Source organism: Nocardia sp. 852002-51101_SCH5132738 (assembly GCF_001665695.1).
GTDB lineage: Bacteria > Actinomycetota > Actinomycetes > Mycobacteriales > Mycobacteriaceae > Nocardia > Nocardia nova.
Genome location: NZ_LZML01000145.1, coordinates 43700 through 62046, shown reverse-complemented (window position 1 = coordinate 62046; position 18347 = coordinate 43700). Strand labels below are relative to the sequence as shown.

At 69.7% G+C, this 18347-nt stretch carries 1 protein-coding gene (cut by a window edge); it reads right to left on the bottom strand.

All coding sequences use genetic code 11. The features are described 5' to 3' along the window. Window positions 1–18347 carry the start of a non-ribosomal peptide synthetase gene (locus A5789_RS20670; RefSeq protein ID WP_064927336.1) on the bottom strand. The gene continues 25621 nt to the left of window position 1, outside the view, so the window shows 18347 of its 43968 coding nt (coding positions 1–18347); the start codon lies at window positions 18345–18347; its stop codon lies off the left edge, out of view.

The following is an 18347-nucleotide window of genomic DNA, read 5'->3' as shown; positions in this document are numbered from 1 at the left end:
CCGTAGGTACCCGGCGGCACCACGACCAGCGCACCGCCCGCACCGACGGCGAGCAGGAATTCCAGGATCGAGGCGTCGAAGCTGGGTGAGGCGAAATGCAGTGCGCGCGAATCGGAGTCGAGCCGGTAGCGCTCGTTCTGCTCGGCGCGGAAGTTCGCCAGACCGGCATGGGTGACCACCACGCCCTTGGGCACGCCGGTGGAACCGGAGGTGTAGATGACGTAGGCCGGATGGCCGACGCGCAGCGGGCGGACCCGGCCGGCGTCGGTGATCGCGGCGGCGTCGTAGCCGTCGAGTTCGATCTCGTCGAGAACCAGCCAGTCCACCGACTCCGGCAGATCGTCGCGCACCGCGGCCACGGTCAGGCCGACGGGCGAACCCGAATCGGTGACCATGTGATCGATGCGGTCGGCCGGGTACGCGGGGTCGATCGGCACGAACGCCGCACCCGACTTGGTCACCGCCCATTCGGCCAGATAGCTCTCGGCCGAGCGCGGTACGGCCACCGCGACCAGGTCCTCGGTCCCGATCCCGCGCTCGATCAGCAAGCGCGCCAGGCGATTCGACCGCTCGTCGAGTTCGCGGTAGGTGAGGGTACGCCCGTCGGCGATCACCGCGGGAGCCTGCGGGTCGCGGGTCGCGGCCTCGGCCAGCATCTGCGGCAGGGTCGACGCCGCGACCGCCGGACCGCCCGTGCGCGCGAGCAGGTCGGCGCGCTCGGAGGCCTCGAGGATGTCGACCGCGCCGACGGCGATGCGCGGATCGGTGGCGACCGCGCGCAGCACCCGGATCCAGCGATCGGCGATCTCGGAGGCGGTCTGCTCGTCGAACAGATCGGTGGCGTAGACGAGGTTCAACGCCATGCCGTTGGCGGCCGCGCCGTCGGCGTCGCCGACCCGTTCCGACAGCGTGAACTGCAGGTCGAAGCGGGCGATGTTCTCCTCCCGCTCGACCGTGGACACGGTCAGGCCCGGCAGCTCGAGGCTCGCGCGGTCGAGGTTCTGGAAGGCCAGCATCACCTGGAACAGCGGGTTGCGGGCCTGCGAGCGCTCCGGCGCCAGCAGTTCCACCAGCCGCTCGAACGGCACGTCGGCATTGCCGAAGGCCTCGAGGTCGGTGTGGCGGACCCGCTCCAGCAGTCCGGTGAACGACTCGTCGGGGTCGATGCCGGTCCGCAACACCAGGGTGTTGACGAACATGCCGACCAGATCGTCGAGCGCGGCCTCACCGCGGCCGGCGATCGGGGTGCCGACGGCGATGTCGTCGGTGCCCGACAGATGTCCCAGCAGCACCGCCAGGGCCGCGTGCATCACCATGAACAGCGACGAACCCTGTTCGCGCGCAACGCCTTCCAGCGCGCCGATGAGTTCCGGCGTCAAAGTGCGATGCAGTTCGGCGCCGCGCAGCGAGGCGATCGCCGGGCGCGGGCGGTCGGCGGGCAGGGCCAGCTCTTCCGGAATTCCGGACAGCGAGCGCTGCCAGTAGTCGACCTGGCGGGCCAGCAGCGACTGCGGATCGTCCTCCGAGCCCAGCACCTCGCGCTGCCAGATCGCGAAATCGGCGTACTGCACCTCGAGCGGCGCCCAGCCGGGGGCGCTGCCCTGGGTGCGGGCGGTGTAGGCGGTCATCACGTCGCGCGCCAGCGGGGTCATCGAGAACCCGTCCGCGGCGATATGGTGCACGACCACGACCAGCACGTGTTCGTCGCTGTGCACCTGGAACAGCCGGGCGCGCAGCGGAACCTGTTCGGCGACATCGAATCCCGCGGAGGCGAAATCCGTCACCGCGGTGGTCAGATCGGCGTCCGAGACCGGGTAGGCGCGCAGATCCAGCACGATCTGCTCGGCCGGCACCACCAGCTGCATCGGCGTGCCGCCGTGCTCCGGATAGCGGGTGCGCAGCGACTCGTGCCGGCGCACCACGTCGAAGACGGCCAATTCCAGTGCGGCCGTGTCGAGTTCACCGGACAGCCGGACCACCAGCGGCAGGTTGTAGGCCGCCGAGGAGGTGTCGTACTGGTTCAGGAACCACATGCGCTGCTGCGCGAACGACAGCGGTACCGGTTCCGCGGCGGCGCGCGGGCGCGCGATCAGGCGCGGGCGCGCCTCGCCGCCGGTGTGGGTTTCCAGCCGTGCGGCCAGCGACTCCACGGTCGAGGCCTCGAACAGCGCGCGCACACCCACCGTCGTCCCCAGCGCCGCCCCGACGCGGGAGACGACGCGGGTGGCGATGAGCGAGTTGCCGCCGAGCTCGAAGAAGTCGTCGTCGAGCCCGACCCGTTCCACGTCGAGCACCTCGGCGAAGACCGCGGCCACGATCTCCTGCACCGGGGTCTCCGCGGCGCGGAAGGCGCGCGACTGCACCGCGGGGGCGGGCAGGGCGCGGCGGTCCAGTTTGCCGTTGACGGTCAGCGGAATGCGGTCCAGCACCACGAATGCCGAGGGCACCATGTACGCGGGCAGCCGTTCGGCCGCACCGTCGCGCACGACGTCCAGCGCCGGTTCGGTCCGACCGGCCGGGGGCACCACATAGGCGACGATGCGCTGGTCGCCCGGCTGATCCTCGCGCACGACGACGGCGGCCTGCGCGATCCCGGGCTGTGCCAGCACCGCGGCCTCGATCTCGCCGAGTTCGATGCGGAAGCCACGCACCTTGACCTGGTCGTCGGCGCGGCCCAGATATTCCAGTTCCCCGAAGCGGTTCCAGCGCGCCACGTCACCGGAGCGGTACAGCAGCGTGCCGGGCTCACCCAGCGGATCGGCGACGAAGCGGGCGGCGGTCAGATCCGGGCGGCCCAGGTAGCCGCGCGCCAATTGCGGACCGGCGACATACATCTCGCCGGCGACGCCGACCGGAACCGGATGCAGCCGGTCGTCGAGGACGTACACCCGCAGTCCGGCGATGGCCCGGCCGACCACCGAACCCGTTGCCGCGGCGATGGTTTCGGCGTCGAGCACCCGGTGCGAGACATGCACCGTGGTCTCGGTGATGCCGTACATGTTGACCAGGCGCGGCGCGGTGTCGCCGTGGCGGGCCACCCAGTCCGCGAGCCGGCGCAGCTCCAGCGCCTCACCGCCGAAGACCACGTAGCGCAGGGCCAGCGGCTGCCCACCGGCCAGGCGATCGGCCTCGGCCAGCTGATAGAACGCCGACGGGGTCTGGTTGAGCACCGTCACACGTTCGCGGCGCAGCAGTTCCAGGAACTGCTCGGGCGAGCGCGAGGTGTAGTAGTCGACCACGACCAGCGTGCCGCCGAACAGCAGCGGGCCCCAGATCTCCCACACCGAGAAGTCGAAGGCGAAGGAGTGGAACATCGTCCACACGTCCTCGGCGCCGAAGCCGAATTCGCGATCGGTATTGGCGAACAGCCGCACGACGTTGCGGTGCGCGACCGCCACGCCCTTGGGGCGTCCGGTCGAGCCGGAGGTGTAGATGACGTAGGCGATATTGCTCGCCGACATCGGGGCGTTGCGATCGGCATCGGTGATCGGGCCCTCACCCGCGTCCACCAATTCCGGTGTCTCCGCGCCGAATCCGTCCATCAGGACGGTCGGCAGGCCGGCCGGCAGCTCCACCTCGGTGCTGCCGTCCACGATCACCCCGGCCGGACGCGAATCCGCGAGCACGTAGGCGATGCGTTCGGCCGGATAGCTCGGATCGATCGGCACATAACCCGCGCCGGATTTCACGACCGCCAGCAGAGCCACGACCAGATCCAGCGAACGCGGCAGCACCACCGCGACCAATGTCTCGGGGCCGGCGCCGTCGGCGATCAGCCTGCGCGCCAACTGGTTCGCGCGCCGATCCAGCTCCTCGTAGGTGAGCTGATCGGCGCCGAACTTCGCCGCCACCCGGTCGCCGTGCTCGGCGACCGCGGCGTCGAACAGATCCGACAGCGTCACGGCCCGGTCCGCGAACCGTCCGGTGCCGCCGTCCGCACCCGCCGAGACCCAGCGCTGCGAGACGTCCAGCCGTTCGCCCTCGCCGAGTAGATCGATATCGCCCACCACCGTGGCGGCGGCGGTCTCGGTGACACTGTCCGCGGTGGAGCTGCCCTCGGTGACGCTGCGCAGGATCCGCAGCAGGCGGTCGGAGAAAGCGGCGACGGTCTCGGGATCGAACAGATCGGTGGCGTAGTTCCACGACAGCGCCAGCCCGGCGCCGTCGGCGGCGTCGCCGACGGTCAGCTGGATATCGAATTTCGCCATTCCCGGATCGGCGTCGACGACCGCGAGATCCAGGCCGGGCAGGGCGACCGTGGTGGCGTCGCGCTGTCCGGTGGCCTCGAAGGTCAACGCCACCTGGAACAGCGGGTGATGCGCCTGGGAACGCACCGGGCTGAGCACGTCGACCAGCCGCTCGAACGGCACGTCGGCGTTGGCGAAGGCCGCCAGGTCGGTCCGGCGCACCTCGGTGAGCAGTTCGGCGAACGTCGCGTCCGGGCGCACCGGAGTGCGCAGCACCAACGTGTTGACGAACATGCCGATCAGATCGTCGAGCGCGCGTTCACCGCGGCCCGCGATCGGCGTGCCGATGGCGATGTCGGTACTGCCCGACAACCGCGCCGCCCAGGTGGCCAGGGCCGCGTGCATCAGCATGAACAGCGTCACGCCGTGGGCGCGCGCGTAGTCGGTGAGCCGCGCGTGCAGATCGGCGTCGATCGAGAACTCGTGTGTCGCACCGGCATTGGTGGCGATCTCCGGGCGCGGACGATCGGCCGGCAGTTCGATCTGCTCGGGCAGATCGCGCAATTGCTCGGACCAGTAGGCGATCTGGCGGGCGGCGACCGATTCCGGATCGTCCTCGGCGCCGAGCACCTCGCGCTGCCACAGCGCGTAGTCGGCGTACTGCACCGGCAGCGGCGCCCACTGCGGGGCCTCGCCGCGCGAGCGCTCGGAGTAGGCGGCGACCACATCGCGCAGCAGCGGGCGCAGCGAGAAGCCGTCCCCGGCGATGTGGTGCATGACCAGCACGACCACGTGGTCGCGCGGGCCGAGCTCGAGCAGGGTGGCCCGGAACGGGACCTCGGCGGTCACGTCGAAGAAGACGTTGACCAATTCCGCCACGCGCGAGGGCAATTCGCCGGCGTCCACCGATTCGACGGCGAGTTCGACACCGGCGGCGTGCGCGGACAGCACCCGCTGGTAACCGTCACCGGCCACCTCCGGGTACACGGTGCGCAGCGATTCGTGCCGCGCGACCACGTCACGCACGGCCGCGGCGAAGGCCTCGCGGTCCAGCGCGCCGGTCAGCCGGATCGCGACCGGGATGTTGTTCACCGCGGTGCGGTTGTCGAACCGGTTGAGGAACCACATCCGCTGCTGGGCCGGGGAGAGCGGCACCAGCTGCGCGGTCTCACCGTCCGGCAGCGCGACGGGCTCGGGCCGCGGCTGCGCGGTCAGCGCGAGCCGCCCGCCCTGTCCCGCTTGGGTTTCCAGGCGCGCGGCCAGGGCCGCCACCGTGGAGGCCTCGAACAGGGTGCGGACCCCGACCTCGGTGTCGAGCGCCGCGCCCAGCCGGGCCGCGACCTGGGTGGCGAGCAGCGAGTTGCCGCCCAGTTCGAAGAAGTCGTCGTCCAGGCCCACCCGGTCCAGGCCGAGAATCTCGGCGATCACATCGGCGACGGACTGTTCCACCGAGGTGCTGGGCGCGCGGAACACCTTGGCCGCGAACGTCGGCGCCGGCAGCGCCTTGCGATCCAACTTGCCGGAGGCGTTGAGCGGGAAGCTGTCGAGCACCACGAAGGCCGCCGGCACCATGTACGCCGGAAGTTGTTCGGCCAGTGCGGATTTCACGTCGTCCACCGCGATCTCGGCGCCCGGCGCGGCGATCAGGTAGGCGACCAGCTGGTCGCCCGTGCGATCCTCGGAGCGCACCACCACCACGGCCTGACCCACCGATGCGACGGCGGTCAGCGCGGATTCGATCTCACCCAGCTCGATGCGCAGACCGCGCACCTTCACCTGGAAGTCGGTGCGGCCCAGATACTCGAGCTCACCGGCCTCGGTCCAGACCACCAGGTCGCCGGTGCGGTACATGCGCGCACCGCCGCCGAAGGGATTGGCCACGAAGCGGTCCGCGGACAGATCCGGCCGGGCCACATATCCGCGCGCCAGCTGGGCGCCCGCGAGATACAGCTCACCCGCGACACCCACCGGAACCGGCTGCAGCCGCGCGTCCAGCACGTAGACCTGGGTGTTGAACACCGGCGCACCGATCGGCACCGACGCCACGTCCGCGGCGACGACCTCGTGATAGGTGACGTCGACCGCGGCTTCGGTCGGGCCGTAGAGATTGTGCAGGCGAGCGCCGGTCAGGCGGCGCAACTGCTGCGCGGTGGTGCCGGGCAGCGCCTCACCCGAGGCGAAGACGTTGCGCAGACCGGTGCATCCGGCCGCGGCCGGCTCGGCGACGAAGACCGCGAGCATCGACGGCACGAAGTGGGTGACCGTCACGCCCTCGCGCACGATGACCTCGGCGAGATAGGCCGGATCGCGGTGGCCGTCCGGCCGGGCCACCACCAGGCGCGCGCCGACCTGCAAGGGCCAGAAGAACTCCCACACCGACACGTCGAAGGTGGCCGGGGTCTTCTGCAGCACCACATCGTCGGCGGCCAGGCCGTACTGGGCGTGCATCCACACCAGGCGGTTCACGATCGCGGTGTGCGGAACGGCCACGCCCTTCGGGCGGCCGGTGGAACCGGAGGTGAAGATCACGTAGGCGGTATTGCCCGGACGCAGCGGCGCGGTCCGGTCGGCATCGGTGAGCGGCGCGTCCGAATATCCGGACAGCTCGAGCCGGTCGATACGCACCTCGGGCGCGATATCGCTTGCGGTGGAGACGTTTTCGCGCAGACCGGCACCCGAGGTCAAGACGCAGACCGGGCGGGCGGTGTCGAGGATGTAGTCGGTGCGCTCGGCCGGATGATCCGGATCCAGCGGCACGTAGGCGCCACCGGCGGCGGCCACGGCGTACATGCCGACCACCAGATCGATCGATCGTCGCATACCGAGGGCGACCAGCGACTCGGGTCCGACCCCCTGGTCGACGAGCCAGCGGGCGAGCCGGCGCACGCGGGCGGCGAACTCGGCGTAGGACAGACTCGTCCCCTCGAAGATCACCGCGGTCGCGTCCGGGGTGCGCGCGACCTGGGCCTCGAACAGCGAGACCAGCGTCGCGGCGGCATCGTCGGACACCGTCGGCAGGGCGGCGTCGATGGGGAATTCGGTGTCGTTCCAATGCCGCAGCACCAGAGCGTGTTCGGTGGCGTCGAGAATCGGCAGGGCGCCCACGGCGACCGACGGATCGGCGGCCACGGCCTGCAGCACGCGCAGGAAGCGACGGGCGAGCGATTCGGCGAACGCCTCGTCGAACAGATCGGTCGCGAAGACCAGCTCGGCGTCCATCGCGGCGTCCGCACCGGTACCGCCGGCGGCCCCGGCGCCGGCCGGCCCCTCGCTCAACGTCAGCTGCAGGTCGAATTTCGCCGTCTGCGCGTCGATTCCGAGTTCGGCGACCGTCAGCCCGGGCAGTTCCAGGGCGGTGCGGCCGAGGTTCTGGAAGGACAGCATCACCTGGAACAGCGGGTGCCGGGCCTGCGAACGGGCCGGGTTGAGCACCTCGACCAGGCGCTCGAACGGCACGTCGGCGTGGGCGAAGGCCGACAGGTCGCGCTCGCGGACCTGGGCCAGCAGTTCGGTGAACCGCGCGCCCGGGTCGACCTGAGCGCGCAGGACCAGGGTGTTGACGAACATGCCGACCAGGTCGTCGAGGGCTCGCTCACCGCGACCGGCGACCGGAATACCGACAGCGATGTCGTCGGTGCCGCTCAACCGCGCCAGCAACGCGGCGAAGGCGCCGTGCACCACCATGAACAGCGTGCTCTGCTGTCCCTGGGCGACCCGGCTCAGCCCGTCGACGAGCTCACCCGGCACCCGGAAGCGGTAGGTCCCGGCCTCGTAGGTGGCCACGGCCGGCCGCGGGCGGGTCGACAGCCGCAATTCGTCGGGCAGGCCGTTGAGCGCGTTGTGCCAGTAACCGAGTTGTTCGGAGATGACCGACCGCGGATCGTCCTCCGAGCCGAGCGATTCCCGTTGCCACAGCGCGTAATCCGCGTACTGCACGGGCAGCGGCGCCCAGCCGGGCTCCGATCCCGCGGTGCGGGCCAGGTAGGCGGTCATCAGATCGCGCACCAGCGGCGTCATCGAGAAGCCGTCGGTGGCGATGTGGTGGACCACCACGACCAGCACATGATCGGCCTCGCCGAGGCGGTACAGCCGCAACCGGGTCGGCGGCACCGCGGTCACGTCGAAACCGCGGCCGACGAATTCGGTCAGCGCGTCGAGCAGATCCGCCTCGGTCGTATCGACCACGTCGAGGTCGGGCACGGCGCGGGTCGAGGGCAGGATCTGCTGGTAGGCCAGGCCCTCGTGGGAGGGGTAGATCGTGCGCAGCGATTCGTGCCGGGCCACCACGTCCGCGATCGCGGTACGCAGCGCGTCGATATCGAGTTCGCCGGTCAGCCGCACGGCGGCCGGGATGTTGTTGGTCGCCGAATCGGTGTCGAAGCGGTTGAGGAACCACATCCGCTGCTGTGCCAGCGACAGCGGCGGGAATTCCGGGCGCGTGCGAGGCGTCAGCGCCTGGCGCACACCGGATCCCACCTGGGATTCGACGCGCGCGGCCAAGCCGGCCACCGTGGGCGCCTCGAAGACCGTGCGCACACCGACCTCGGCGTTCAGCGCGGCGCTCAGCCGCGCCACCACCTGGGTGGCGATCAGCGAGTTGCCGCCCAGATCGAAGAAGTCGTCGTCCACACCGACCGGACGCTCGCTGGTGTCCAGGCCGAGTACGTCGGCGAAGGTCGCCGCGACGATCTCCTCGACCGGCGTGGACGGCGCCCGGAATTCGCGGGCCGCGAACACCGGCTCCGGCAGCGCGCGCCGGTCCAATTTGCCGTTCGGGTTCAGCGGCATCGCGTCGAGCGTGACGATCGCGGACGGAATCATGTACGACGGCAGCAACTGCGCCAGATGTGCGCGCAGCACCTCGAGGTCCACCACGCCGCCGGCCGGCACCACGTAGGCGACGAGCTGATCGCCCAGGCGCGCGTCCGAACGCACCACCGCGACCGCCTGGGCCACGGATTCGTGTGCGACGAGGGCGGATTCGATCTCCCCGAGCTCGATGCGCAGACCGCGCACCTTCACCTGGAAGTCGGTGCGGCCCAGGTACACGATCGCGCCGTCGGCGCCGCGGCGCACCAGGTCACCGGTGCGGTACATCCGGGAGCCGTAGTCGGCGAACGGATTCGCGACGAAGCGGTCGGCGGTCAGGTCGGCACGGCCGAGATAACCGCGGGCCAGCTGATCGCCGGCCAGATACAGCTCACCCGCGACACCCGGCGGCACCGGATGCAGTCGCGCGTCCAGCACGTAGGCCTGCGCGTTCCACACCGGCAAACCGATCGGCACCGCGCCGCGGACGCCGTCGGCCACCCCGGCGTGGGTGGCGTGCACGGTGAATTCGGTGGGGCCGTACAGGTTGTACAGCTGTGCCGTGCCGACCCGGCGGAACGCCTCGACGGCATCGGAGGTGAAGGCCTCACCGGCGACGAACAACGCCCGCAGCGACGCCAGCGCGGAACTGTCGACCGCACCGGAGAAGACGGTGAGCATCGAGGGCACGAACGAGGTCATGGTGACCTGTTCGGCGGCGATCACATCGGCGAGATAGCGCGGATCGCGATGCCCGTCGGGGGTGGCCACGACCATCCGGCCACCGACCGACAGCGGGGCGAACAACTCCCACACCGAGACGTCGAAGGTGGCGGGCGTCTTGAACAGCACCACATCGTCGGCGCCGATGCCGTATTCGCCGGTGATCCAGCGGATCTGGTTCACCACCGCGGAATGCGGGACGGTCACGCCCTTCGGGCGGCCGGTCGAGCCGGAGGTGAAGATCGTGTACGCCGGATTCGACGGACGCAGCGGGGCGAGACGGTCCGCATCGGTCAGCGGCTCGTCGGAGTAGGCCGCGAGGTCGAGCTCGTCCAGGCACAGGACCGTACGGTCACCGGCCTCGACGTCGGCCGCGTTCGCCGAGGTGGTCAATACGCAGACCGGTTCGGCGGTGTCGAGGACGTAGCCGATGCGGTCGGCGGGCTGATCCAGGTCCAGCGGCACATAGCCGCCACCGGCCTCGAGCACCGCGTACATGGCGACCACCAGGTCCGTCGAACGCCGCAGTCCCAGCGCCACCCGCGCCTCGGGGCCCACGCCCGCCTCGACCAACCGCCGCGCCAACCGGCGCACGCGGGCCCCGAATTCGGCGTAGGTCAGGGTTTCACCGGCCTCGCGGTCCACCACCGCGACCGCCTCCGCGTGGGTGCGGGCGGCCTCGGCGAACAGCTCGGGAAGCAGTGTCGCGGAACCGATCTCGCGCGAGGTGTAGTTCCACTCGCGCAGTTCCCGATCGGCCTCGAGCGCGTCGATCAGCGCGATGTCACCGATGGGGCGGTCCGGATCGGCCACCACCGCGGCCAGCACCCGGTCCAGGCGCTTGGCGAATCCGGCGATCGTCGGCTCGTCGAAAAGGTCGAGCGCATAGGAGAACTCGGCGGACATACCCGCCGCCGCCCCTTCGGCGTCCGGCGCCTCCTGCAGGGTGAGCTGCAGGTCGAATTTCGCCAGCCGGGCGTCGTAGTCGATGCCGTTGACCGACAGGCCGGGCAGCTCCAGGCTGGCGTGGCGGATGTTCTGGAAGGCCAGCATCACCTGGAACAGCGGATGCCGGGCCTGCGAACGGGCCGGGTTGAGCACCTCGACCAGCCGCTCGAACGGCACGTCGGCATGGGCGAAGGCCTGCAGATCGGTATTGCGGGCCTGGGCCAGCAGTTCGGCGAAGGTCATTGCGCCGTCGACGTTCGTGCGCAACACCAGCGTGTTGACGAACATGCCGATCAGATCGTCGAGCGCGGCCTCACCGCGACCGGCGACCGGGGTGCCGATCGCGATATCGGAGGTACCCGACAGCCGCGCCAGCAGGATCGCCAGCGCGCCGTGCACCACCATGAACGGCGAGGCGTTGTACCTGCGGCCGAGGTCGGCCAGTCGCCGCTGGGTTTCCGGCGAGATGACGAACGAATAGGTGCCACCGCGATACGTCGCGACCGCCGGGCGCGGCCGGTCGGCGGGCAGCACCAGTTCGTCGGGCAGATCGGCGAGTTCGCGGGTCCAGTACCGAATCTGGTTGGAGATCAACGAGTTCGGATCGTCCTCGGAACCCAGCACCTCGCGCTGCCACAGCGCGTAGTCGGCGTACTGCACCGGCAGTTCGGTCCAGGCCGGCTGCTCCCAGTTGGTGCGCGCGGCGTAGGCGACCATCACGTCGCGGGCCAGCGGATGCATCGACCAGCCGTCGGCGGAGATGTGGTGCACCACCATGCCGAGCACGTACTCGGTCTCGCTGATCTCGAAGAGCCGGGCGTGCAACGGCACTTCGTTGGTCACGTCGAACGACATGGAGGCCAGTTCGACCAGGTGGTCGATGAGATTGTGCTCGGTCACCGGCACCGGGGTCAGGTCCGGCACGATCTGCGCGGCGTCGAGCACCACCTGCACCGGCGCACTGCCGGTCTCCGGGAACACCGTGCGCAGCGATTCGTGGCGGTCGATCACGTCGATGACCGCGACCTGCAGCGCGGCCACGTCCAGTTCACCCGACAGCCGCATGGCGACCGGGATGTTGTTGACCGCCGAGGAGGTGTCGTAGCGGTTGAGGAACCACAGCCGCTGCTGTGCGAGCGACAACGGCACCTGTTCGGGGCGCTCCCGTGCCACCAGCGACTTGCGCGCACCGTCGCCCGCATGCGATTCCACTCGCGCGGCCAGCGCGGCCACGGTGCTCGCCTCGAACAGCATGCGCAACGGGACGCGGGTGTCGAGCGCGTTGCCCAAGCGCGAGGCCACCTGGGTGGCGATCAGCGAATTGCCGCCGAGGTCGAAGAAGTCGTCGTCCGCGCCCACCCGGGCCACGCCCAGAACCTCGCCGAAGGTCTGGGCGACGATCTCCTCGATCGGCGTTGCCGGAGTGCGGAATTCGCGCACCTCGAAAACCGGCGCGGGCAACGCTTTGCGGTCCAGCTTGCCGGACGGGTTCAGCGGCAGCGCGTCGAGCACCACGATCGCCGAGGGCACCATGTACGCCGGCAGCCGCCGGTGCAGCGACGCCTTGATGTTGTCGATGTCGACCGGCCCGGCCGGGGTGACCGCGTAACCGACGAGCTGATCACCGGCGACGGTGTCCAGAACGAGAACCACGGCCTGGTTGACCGCCGGATGCTCGGTGAGCGCGGCCTCGATCTCCCCGAGTTCGATGCGCTGACCGCGGAACTTCACCTGGAAGTCGGTGCGGCCGATGTATTCCAGCACGCCCGCGCGGCCGACCTCGGGTGCGTCCGGTTCGGTCCAGCGGACCAGGTCACCGGTGCGGTACAGCCGTGATCCGGGCGGGCCGAACGGGTCGGCTACGAATCGATCGGCGGTCAGGTCGGGGCGGCCGTGATAGCCGCGCGCGACCTGCACCCCGCCGAGGTACAGCTCACCGGGCACCCCGACCGGAACGGGAGACAGACCCTGGTCGAGTACGTAGGCGCGCGTGTTCCACACCGGGCGGCCGATGGGCACCGTGGCGGGGGCGACGGTGTCCAGGTGCCATGCGGTCGCGTGCACGGTGAATTCGGTCGGGCCGTACAGGTTGTGCAGCGCGGCGGTGGAGAACTGCCGGAACGCGGTCACCGTCGCCGGCGGCAGCGCCTCTCCGGCGACGAGAACGGCACGCAGCGAGGCACATTCGGCCGGAACCGCGGCACCGACGAAGACCGACAGCATCGACGGCACGAACGACGTCATGGTGACCCGATGACGACCGATGATCTCCGACAGATACACCGGATCGCGATGCCCGTCCGGTGCCGCGATGAGCATCTTCGCACCGACCGCCAGCGTGCCGAACAACTCCCAGACCGACACGTCGAAGGTCACCGGGGTCTTCTGCAGCACCACATCGGCCGGCCCCATGCGGTATTGCGCGGTGATCCAGGCGATCTGGTTCACCACGGCGGCATGTGCGACCGCGACACCCTTCGGACGGCCGGTGGAGCCGGAGGTGTAGAGCACGTATGCGGTATTGCTCGCCCGCAGCGGGGCGAGTCGATCGGCATCGCCGACCGGGGTCGGCGGATAGTCGTCCAGGTCGACGGTGTCGACCGCGATCACCGGGATGTCGCTCGCGGCGACCCCGTCGTCGGTGGTCGTCAGCAGGCAGACCGGGCCCGAGGAGGCCAGCACGTAGTCGGTGCGCTCGGCCGGATGGTCGGGGTCCAGGGGCACATACCCACCACCGGCGGTCATCACCGCGTAGATCGCGACGAGCATATCCACCGAACGCCGGATACCGACGCCGACCAGCGACTCCGGTCCCACGCCGAGGTCGATCAGCTTGCGAGCCAAACGATTGACGCGCGCGTCGAATTCGGCGTAGGTGAGCTCGATCTGCTCCCCGCCGTCCTCCCGCATGCCGCCGTCGAACAGCACGGCGAGCTCGTCGGGCCGCTGCCGAACCTGCTCGGCGAACAGATCCAGCACCGTCGGAGCCGAAACTCCGTGCGCGGTCTCGTTCCAGCCCGAGAGCACCGTGACCCGTTCGGCATCGTCGAGCAGATCGATCTCACGCACCGCCGTATCCGGGTGCGCGGCAACAGATTTCAGGATCCGCAGATAGCGTTCGGTGAATTCGGCGACGGTCGGCGCGTCGAACAGATCGGTGGCGTAGGAGACCTCCGCAACCATCCCGGCGGGCGCACCGGAGCCGGAACGCTCCTCGGTGATGGTCCACTGCAGGTCGAATTTGGCGATGTCGACGTCCAGTTCGTCGGCGGTCACCGACAATCCGGGCAGTTCCAACGTGGCGTGCGACATCTCCTGGAACGACAGCATCACCTGGAACAACGGATGCCGCGCCTGCGAGCGGGTCGGGTTCAGCACCTCGACCAGTCGTTCGAACGGCACGTTGACGTGCGCGAATCCGGCGAGGTCGACTTCCCGGGTCTGCGCCAGGAATTCGCTGAACGCGATGCTGCCCTCGACCTCGGAACGCAGCACCAGCGTGTTGACGAACATGCCGATCAGGTCGTCGAGCGCCTGTTCACCGCGACCGGCGACCGGCGTGCCGACAGCGATATCGCTGGTACCCGACAACCGGGCCAGCAGAACGGCCAACGAGGCGTGCATGACCATGAACAAGCTGACGCCGTGGGCACGCGCCAGTTCGACCAATTGCCCATGCAATTCGGCGTCGATGGCGAAATCGACCCGGCGGCCGCGGAAGCTCTGCACCGGCGGCCGCGGGCGATCGGCGGGCAATTCCAGCTGATCCGGCAGACCGGCCAAAGCTTCTTGCCAATACCCGATTTCGCGGGCGGCGATGGAATCCGGATCGGCCTCCGAACCGAGCAGTTCCCGCTGCCAGAGGCTGTAGTCCTGGTACTGGACCGGAAGCGGTGACCAGGCGGGGGCCGAACCGGCCGCACGCGCCAGATATGCGGCCGCGACGTCGCGAGCCAGGGGACCGAAGGAGAATCCGTCCGCGGCGATGTGGTGAACGACGAAAGCGACCGCGAAGTCCCGCGTTCCGTTGTCGCGGCCGGCGGAGATCTCGAATATCCGCACCCGGATCGGCAGTTCCCGAGACACATCGAATCCGGCGGACGCGAAGGCCGCCAGCGCATCGTGCAGATCCGCCGCGTCGATCGGCTCCACCTCGATACCCAGGTCGACCTGTTCGGCCGGAATAACGAACTGATAGCCGCCGGCGCCGGACTCGGGGAAGATGGTGCGCAGCGATTCCTGCCGCTCCACCACGTCGCGCAGCGCGGTCTGCAGCGCGTCGATGTCGACGGTGCCGCTCAGCCGGACCACGAAGGGCAGGTTGTAGGTGGGTGCGGCGGGGTCGAACTGGTTGATGAACCACATCCGCTGCTGTGCCAGCGACAGCGGAACCCGGTCCGGGCGATGCTGCGCGACCAGCGGCGGACGCGCCGCGAATTCGCCGTCGGCGCCGTGTTCGGCCGCGGCGTCGGCCCGGGCCGCGATACCCGCCACGGTGGGCGTCTCGAACAGCGCGCGCACACCCAGCTGCACGCCGAAGGCGGCGGAGATGCGCGCGACGACCTGGGTCGCCACCAGCGAGTTGCCGCCGAGGTCGAAGAAGTTGTCGTCCACGCCGACCCGGGGCTGGCTCAGTACGTCGGCGAAGACGCCGGCGACGATCTCCTCGGCCTGCGTGCGGGGGGCGCGGTAACCGGTCGCATCGGCGCTGAACACGGGTTCGGGCAGCGCTTTGCGATCCAGCTTGCCGGAGGTGTTGAGCGGGAACGCGTCCAGCACCATGATCGCGGCGGGCACCATGTAGCTGGGCAGCTTCTCGGCCACGAACCGGGTGAGATCCGCCGAATCGATCGAATATCCCGGCGCCGGAACGACATACGCGACCAGCTGCTGACCGGTCGCGGTGTCGACCACCAGGACGACGGCCTGGCTGACCGCCGGATGGGCGAGCAGATCGGTTTCGATCTCGCCGAGCTCGATGCGCTGGCCGCGGAACTTGACCTGGAAGTCGGTACGGCCGATGTACTCCAGCACGCCGGTCCCGTCGGCCTGCCGGCCCCAGCGCACCAGGTCACCGGTGCGGTACATGCGCTCGCCGGTGCTCGAGAAGGGATTGGCGACGAACCGATCCGAGGTCAGATCGGGCCGGCCGCGGTAGCCGCGGGCCAGCTGCCGTCCACCCAGATACAGCTCACCCGGGGCGCCGATCGCGGCCGGACGCAACCGCGAATCCAGCACGTAGACATCGACATTCCATTCCGGGATACCGATCGGGACCGTGGTGGCGTCGGCGGCGGTGGCCTCCCAGTAGGTCACCGAGACCGCAGCCTCGGTGGGGCCGTAGAGGTTGTGCAGGCCGGCGTCCGGGTTGATCGCCCGGAACATCGCGGCGGTCTCCGGCGGCAGCGCCTCACCGATGACGAAAACCGCACGCAGCGAATCACATCGACCCGCGCTGGCGTGCGAGGCGAAGACCGTCAGCATCGACGGCACGAAGTCGGTGACGGTCACCGCGTGCCGCTCGATCATCTGCGCGACGTAGACCGGATCGCGATGCCCGTCCGGATCGGCGACCACCAGTTTCGCGCCGACCATCAGCGGCAGGAAGTAGCCCCACAGCGAGACGTCGAAGGTGGTGGCGGTCTTCTGCAGATAGACGTCGGCCTCGGTCAGGCCGTATTCGTGCAGCATCCACAGCTGCTGATTGACGATGGCGTGGTGGGTGACCGCGACGCCCTTGGGCCGGCCGGTCGAACCGGAGGTGTAGATGACGTAGGCGGTGTTGTCCGCGCGCAGCGGCGCGAGCCGGTCGGCGTCGGTGATCGGCGCATCGGACACACCGGTGGTGTCGAGCGTGTCGATCTGCACCTGCCGCACCGAATCCGGCAGGTCCACCTCGTCGGTGGAACTGGTCAGCACGCACACCGGGCCCGCGCTGTCGAGGATATAGGCGGTGCGCTCGGCCGGATGATCCGGATCGATCGGCACGTACGCGCCACCGGCCTTCAGCACCGCGTGCATGCCGACGACCAGATCCAGCGAACGCCGCATGCCCAGTGCCACCAGCGATTCCGGGCCCACACCGTCGGCGATCAGGGTCCGCGCCAGGCGGTTGACCCGGGCGCCGAATTCGGCGTAGGTCAGCGTCTGCCCCTGGAAGTCGATGGCGGTCCGGTCGGGCGTGCGCGCGATCGCGGCGTCCAGCAGGGCCGGCAGCGTGGTGGTCGGCACCTCGTGGACGGAGCGGTTCCAGCCGGTGACGGTTTCGTCCCGCTCGACGGCCGTGGTGATCGGCAGACCCCACAGCCGCTCCTGCGCATCCGCCTGCAGGAACCGGTCGAAGAATTCGAGGAAGCGCGAATGATGGTGGCGCGCTTCGTCTTCGGTGTAGAGGTTCGGGTTGGTCTCGAAGTCGATCCGGGACCGCGCGCCGCCCTCGGTCTGATAGAAGTTGACGCCGAGATCCTCGATGGAACCGGTGGAGAGCACATGCAAGCGGCCCGGCGTGCTGCCGAGTACCAACTCGTCCTGGAACAACATGATGTTGACCCAGGGCCCGAAGAACTCCTTGGTCACCACTCCGTCGCCGCTGCCCGATTCCCGGCCGGCGGCGGCGCTGTCACGGCGAATGTCCTCGTGCCGGTACCGCTGGTGACGCAGCGCACCCGACACCTCCACCTGCACCGACTTCAGCAGGTCGGTGACGGTGGTGTCGTGGCCGACGCGCAGGCGCAGCGGGACGATGTTCGAGGTGGCACCACCGGAACGCCGCATCACCGCGGTGGTGCGCGCGGTGACCGGAAGGCTCAGAATGACGTCCTCGGCGTCGGTCCACTGCGCCAGATAGGCGGCGAAACCCGCGATCAGCAGGGCGGCCGGCGAGGAGTCGTGGCGACGAACGGCTTCGGCGAGCAGGTCGTTGCGATCGTCGGACAGAGCGGCGCCGACCACGTCGTTCAGCGGGGCCGGGGCGGCATTGCGGCCGGTGAGGCTGGTGCCCTCCTCCAGACCGGCCACCCGCTCGGCCCAGTACTGCTTGTCGCTCTCGAAGCGGGTGCTGTCGCGGTAGGCGAATTCGGATTCGACCAGGTCGCGCAGGTCGGAGGCCTTCAACGCGGCGGGCTCGACGCCGTTGCGATAGGCGGTGTAGCGCTCGGCGATCCGGTTGACCTGGTTCACCGCGCCGAAGCCGTCGAGCACGATGTGATGGGCACGCGAGTACCAGAACCAGCGGTCGTCGCTGAGCTGCAGCGCGGCCGAGCGGACCAGGCGGTCGGTGATGATGTTCAGCGGGCGGCCGTAGTCGGCGCGCATCCACTCGTGCGCGGCCGCTTCCGGATCGGCGGCATCGCGCAGATCGATGTGCTCGACGCCGTCGGTGTCGCCGAGGGTGTGGTCGACGTACTGCAGCGGCTCGCCGTCGCGTTCGACGATGCGCACGAAACCGGAGCCCAGCTCGTGGGACGCATCCAGGCTGGCGCGCGAGAGCACCTCGACGTCGACGTCACCGTCCAGGTCGACGTACTGGGCGATCGTGATCGGCACCTGGGGGTCCAGGTGCTGGGCATACCAGATTCCGAGCTGCGCCGGCGACAGCGGGAACAGTTGATCCCCGGATACTGCCGCGGGCGTTACCTCGCCGCCAGCTTCGCCGTTTCCGCCGAAATCCAGCCGGTCCAA